The 4,498-nt window shown below is 73.5% G+C and carries 5 protein-coding genes; 3 read left to right on the top strand and 2 right to left on the bottom strand.

The features are described from left to right. Positions 1-197: 197 nt before the first annotated feature. Positions 198-1,076 (bottom strand): NAD(P)-dependent oxidoreductase, encoded by an 879-nt coding sequence (locus G3I42_RS15695; RefSeq protein ID WP_164286443.1) that lies wholly within the window; start codon positions 1,074-1,076, stop codon positions 198-200. Between the two features lie 253 nt (positions 1,077-1,329). Here G3I42_RS15695 and G3I42_RS15690 point away from each other — a divergent pair, with 253 nt between their 5' ends. The 3 genes from G3I42_RS15690 to G3I42_RS15680 all read left to right on the top strand — a co-directional run bounded on the left by G3I42_RS15690 (position 1,330) and on the right by G3I42_RS15680 (position 3,986). Next, a complete protein-coding gene (locus G3I42_RS15690) occupies positions 1,330-1,554 on the top strand; it encodes a hypothetical protein (RefSeq protein ID WP_164286442.1) in 225 nt (74 codons plus the stop codon). After that, positions 1,551-2,129, top strand: coding sequence for a DNA-3-methyladenine glycosylase I (locus G3I42_RS15685; RefSeq protein ID WP_343244554.1), 579 nt, complete (start codon positions 1,551-1,553; stop codon positions 2,127-2,129). The genes G3I42_RS15690 and G3I42_RS15685 overlap by 4 nt, the downstream gene beginning before the upstream one ends. Before the next feature lie 288 nt (positions 2,130-2,417). Continuing rightward, positions 2,418-3,986, top strand: coding sequence for an MFS transporter (locus tag G3I42_RS15680; RefSeq protein WP_164286440.1), 1,569 nt, complete (start codon positions 2,418-2,420; stop codon positions 3,984-3,986). A gap of 86 nt (positions 3,987-4,072) precedes the next feature. Here G3I42_RS15680 and G3I42_RS15675 read toward each other — a convergent pair whose 3' ends face one another. Then, on the bottom strand, positions 4,073-4,375 hold the full coding sequence (locus tag G3I42_RS15675; RefSeq protein ID WP_164286438.1) for a YciI family protein: 303 nt from the start codon (positions 4,373-4,375) through the stop codon (positions 4,073-4,075). Between the last annotated feature and the right edge of the window lie 123 nt (positions 4,376-4,498).

Genomic DNA, 4,498 nt, shown 5'->3' with positions numbered 1-4,498 from the left:
CGGCGCAGGGCGCGCCGGGCGCTCGCCGCGCGGGCCGGGGACGCCGACGACCTGGCCCGGCTGCTCGACGCGCTGGGGCTGCGGCCCGAGGAGGGAAGGCGGGAGCCGGAGTGAGGGGCCGGTGGGGTGAGGAGGGGGCGTCAGGTGAGTGAACCGTCGCCTCACGGGCGCCCCCGGCCCCTGCCTCGGACGTCCGCTCAGGAATCCCCCTCGGGCTGCCCGGCGAAGTACGTCGCGATCATGTCCTCGCCGCCGTGTCCCTCGTCGCGGGCGCGGGCGAAGCGGGCCGCGGTGGCGTCGAGGAGGTCGAGACGGGCGCCGCTGGACCGGGTGGCCTCCAGGATGAGGCGGGTGTCCTTGAGCGCGGTGGAGAGCGCGAAGCTGGGGTCGAGGTCGCCCTTCAGGAGCGCGTCCGCCTTCATCTGGAGGTAGGGGCTGTCGAGCGCCCCGCCCGTGACGGTGTCGAGGAAGAGGCGCGGGTCCACGCCGAGCGCGTCGGCCACGTTGAGGGACTCGGCGACGGAGCTGACGAGGTTGACGAGCCAGGAGTTAACGACGAGCTTGAGGCGGGTCGCGTCGCCCGGTGCGCTCCCCGCCCACACCGTGCGCTGCCCGATCGCGTCGAGTACGGGCGTGACGGCGGGCCGTGCCGCCTCGTCACCCGAGACGAGGACGATCAGCTTGCCCTGTTCGGCGGGCTCCCTCGTGCCCGAGACGGGGCTGTCGAGGTAGACGAGGCCGTGGGCGGCGGCCTTCTCGGCGAGCGTCGCAGTCGCCGCGAGACCCACCGTGGACGCCTGGAGCCAGGGCTGCCCGGGGCGCAGTCCCGGCGCCGCCTGCTCCATGACGGAGGCGACCGCGGTGCCGTCGTTGAGGACCGTGAGGACGGCGTCGGCGCCGCGCACGGCGGCGGCGGGATCGGCGGCGAGTTCCGCCCCTTCGTCGGCGAGCGGTCGCGCCTTGTCCGTACTGCGGTTCCACACGCGCACGGAGAGACCCTCGCGCAGGAGGCTGCGGGCCATCCCCGAGCCCATGATGCCGGTGCCGAGGACGGCGACGAGGGGTGAATCGGACATGAGGGGTTCCTCCCTGACTCGGAAGCGGTAGGGCCCGTGGGCCGGGCGGGGGGGCGGACCGGCCGGGACGGCGTCGTTTCCGCCCCCGCCCCTCCACCCTGGCACCACGCGGCCGATTCCGCCCCGCCGGGCGGGTGCCGGTGTGGCGCCGCCAGCCGCACGACGCCTGGTCAGGAGGGCGTTGTCAGTGGCGTGGTGCACGCTGGGGGACGGGCGTGCGGCACGGGGCCGGCGCCGTGAGGACGGGGAGCGTGTGGTGACGGTACGGGACAGGACGGACGAGCGCCGGCTGCGGGCGGCACGGGCCTGCCTGCGGCTGCGGCAGGCGACGCGGGCGGTCCTCGCCGATCCGCGCACGGCGCCCGCCGCCGCGGTGCTGCTCGCGGGTCCGATGGCGGAGGCGGACGCCGCGCTGCGGGAGGCCGGGCTCGCCGGGAACGAGGCGGAGTTGTGCGCGCTGCTGGGGGTACGGGCGTGAGCGCGGTGCGGCGCTGCGCCTGGGCGCAGGGCACGTCGGAGGCGATGACGGAGTACCACGACCGCGAGTGGGGCCGCCCGGCCCACGACGACGGCTATCTCTTCGAGATGCTGGTCCTGGAGGGCGCGCAGGCCGGGCTCTCCTGGTCGACGGTGCTCGCCAAGCGGGAGAACTACCGGCGGCTGCTCGACGGTTTCGACGTCAAGGCGGTCGCGGAGTACGGGCCGGGGAAGCTGGAGGCGCTGCTCGGGGACGCGGGGATCGTGCGGCACCGGCTCAAGGTGGCCTCGCTGCCGCGCAACGCGCGGGCGTTCCTCGCCGTGGCCGAGGAGTTCGGTTCCTTCGACGCGTACCTGTGGTCGTGGGTGGACGGGCGGCCCGTGGTGCGGCACCGGGCGCGCGGCGCGCTGCCACCGGCCCGTACGGAGCTGTCGGACCGGCTCGCGAAGGATCTCAAGAAGCGCGATTTCTCCTTCGTCGGGACGACGATCACGTACGCGTTCCTCCAGGCGACCGGCGTCGTGGACGACCACGCGGGGGACTGCTTCGTGGTGCGGGGGCCGAGCGGGGGCTGAGGTGCGGGGGCCGGTCCCGGACGGTGGTGGGGGTCGCCGTGCCGGGACCGGTTCCGTGTGCTGCGGCGTGAGTAAACCGCGCACCAAGGAAGTCGTCAAGACTTCCAACCAAACCCGCCGTATCGGCAACTCGGTTACGCGGAAAGGCAGTTGTCGCTTCAATTCCTGAAGGAAAAGCGTTGTCGTCGCTCCCGCCGGAGCGTCCCCTCCTCGTACGGCCCACCCCGCTCGCTACCGATGAATACCGCACCTAATGTGGCATTTCGGAGCGTCGAAGGGCTGAAGACCATGAAACACCGATCCGGTGGCCCGGCCGACCAGGGCGGCGGGGATACGAGCGGAGGGCGGGGCGCGGGAGCCGGAGGGCAGCCGGACGGGGGGCGGCGCGCGCAGCGCGAGGCGAAGCACGAGGTCGTCAGGAACCGGGCGCAGCAGCACCGCTGGTGGGTGCTCGCGGTCATCGGCACCGCTCAGCTCATGGTGGTCCTGGACGCGACCATCGTGAACATCGCGCTGCCCTCCGCGCAGAAGGACCTCGGTTTCAGCAACGGCAACCGGCAGTGGATCATCACCGCCTACGCCCTCGCCTTCGGTTCACTGCTGCTGCTCGGCGGGCGGTTCGCGGACCTCATCGGGCGCAAGATCGTCTTCCTGACGGGGCTCGTCGGCTTCGCCGCCGCCTCGGCCGTGGGCGGTGCCGCGCAGAGCTTCGAGATGCTGGTGGTCGCCCGCGCCGCGCAGGGCGTCTTCGGCGCGATGCTCGCGCCCGCCGCGCTCTCGCTGCTGACCACGACGTTCACGGACGCGAAGGAGCGGGCGAAGGCGTTCGGGATCTACGGGGCCGTCGCGGGCGCGGGCGGCGCGGTGGGGCTGCTCCTCGGCGGAGTCCTCACCGAGTACCTGGACTGGCGCTGGTGCCTGTACGTGAACCTGCTCTTCGCGGTGCTCGCGCTCGTGGGCGCGGCACGGCTGATCTCGGGCGGGCGCCCCGCGGAGCAGCCCGGGCTCGATCTGCCGGGCGCGGTGCTCGCGACCGGTGGCCTCTTCTGCATCGTCTACGGCTTCTCGAACGCGGAGCGGCACCACTGGGGCTCGTCCCAGACCTGGGGCTTCCTCGTCGGCGGGGCCGTGCTGCTCCTGCTGTTCGTCCTGCGCGAGCGGCGCACCGCGCACCCGCTGCTGCCGCTGCGGGTGGTCCTGCACCGGCAGCGCGGGGGCTCGTACATCGCGATCTTCCTCGCGGGCGCGGGCCTCTTCGGGGTGTTCCTCTTCCTGACGTACTACCTCCAGCAGATCCTCGGCTACTCGCCCATCAAGACGGGGCTCGCCTTCCTCCCGATGGTCGGCGTGATGATCGTGATGTCCGTCGTGGTGACGAACGCGGTGCTGCCGCGCACGGGGCCGAAGCCGCTCGTCCCGCCGGGAATGCTCTTCGCGGCCGGGGGCATGGCGTGGCTCACGGGGCTCGACCTGCACAGCTCGTACGCGGCCCACATCCTGGCGCCGCTGCTGCTCACCGGTTTCGGCGTGGGCCTCATCTTCGCCCCCGCCTTCAACATGGCGACCGCGGGCGTGCGCCCGCAGGACGCGGGTGTCGCCTCCGCGATGGTCAACACCTGCCAGCAGGTGGGCGGCTCGGTGGGGACCTCGCTGCTCAACACGCTCGCGACGACGGCGGCGACGAACTACGTGGTGGGCAAGCGGCCCACGAAGCTCGTGCTCGCGCAGGCCCAGTTGCACAGCTTCACGGTGGCGTTCTGGTGGTCCTCGGCGATCTTCGCGCTCGGCGTGATCCTGACGGGGCTGATCTACCGCTGGGGCCGCCCCACGACGGGCGACCAGTCGATCGCCACCTGAGCGTCGTACGGGCACGGGGCCGACGGCGGAACGCGCCGGGCGGCCCCGTACCCGTGTCCGTACGGCGGGGCGGGAACCCTCGTGCGTCAGGCCCCGAAGCTCTCCGCGAGCGGCCCGACGGCCGCCTTCCACTCGTGCACGGTGATGTTCTCGACGAGGCCCTGGAGGCGGAAGGGGTCCTGCTCGGTGTGGGCGAGGGCCGCCTCGGCGGAGTCGGCGCGCAGGACGAGCAGCCCGCCCTCGCCCGCCGGGTTGCTGAGCGGGCCCGAGACGAGGAGGTGCCCGCGGTCGGCGAGCTCGCCCAGGTAGGCGCGGTGGGCGGGGCGGTGGGTGTCGCGGGGGGCCTCGCTGCCCGCGGGGTAGGCGTAGACGACGGCGAAGAGGGCCATCGGGGCACGTCCTTTCGGGATTCAGGTGCGCCGGGCGGCGGTTGACGCCCCGCGGCGATGGTGCCGCGCCATGATTCCAGCCCCGCGCGCGGGCCGTGCGCGCGGGGCGAGCACGGGGACGGG

Source organism: Streptomyces sp. SID11385, assembly GCF_010548245.1.
Classification (GTDB): domain Bacteria; phylum Actinomycetota; class Actinomycetes; order Streptomycetales; family Streptomycetaceae; genus Streptomyces.
Note: the sequence above shows the minus strand (reverse complement) of the source record. Positions and strands in the feature narration are given on the sequence as shown.